We start from the raw sequence: 416 nt of genomic DNA on the forward strand, positions 1-416 counted from the left end.
GCCTAAGCGCCTCAAACCAGGCGCGCCCCGGTACCGGTTCGAAGACGGGTTCGTCTTCACGTTGCGGATTTGGTCCATTTATCCACCGCTCATGTGCTACCCACTCCATCCTCGCGTCGTGGAGCCCCACGCGACACTCCGCCAACAACTCGCGCTGACGCTCAGTCCGCGCAACGTGAAGCTGCTGTTGGTGAGTGAGATTCAACCGCTTTTCTTCGGTTTCCCAACCAATTTTGGGACCGTATATCGACCTTTTCAAGGTGAGCGCCGAACCACCGAGAGCACCAACTACGCCGATGACACCACTCCAAATTGCAGCCGACATGTCGGCATTCTCGCCGACTACGGGCACCCGCGAGCGATGACACACCGAAGGGCGACTCGAATGGTTGGCCCAGCCGAAGCCCTGCCAAGCC

1 protein-coding gene is annotated in these 416 nt (G+C 59.6%); it reads right to left on the reverse strand.

The genetic code is table 11. The annotated features are described in order from the left end of the window. Nucleotides 1–325: hypothetical protein (locus tag IG78_RS50840; protein ID WP_211267725.1), on the reverse strand; the 325-nt coding region annotated here is incomplete at its 3' end. Nucleotides 326–416: the final 91 nt, after the last annotated feature.

The organism is Streptomyces aureocirculatus (assembly GCF_000720475.1).
In the GTDB taxonomy this organism is placed as follows: domain Bacteria; phylum Actinomycetota; class Actinomycetes; order Streptomycetales; family Streptomycetaceae; genus Streptomyces; species Streptomyces aureocirculatus.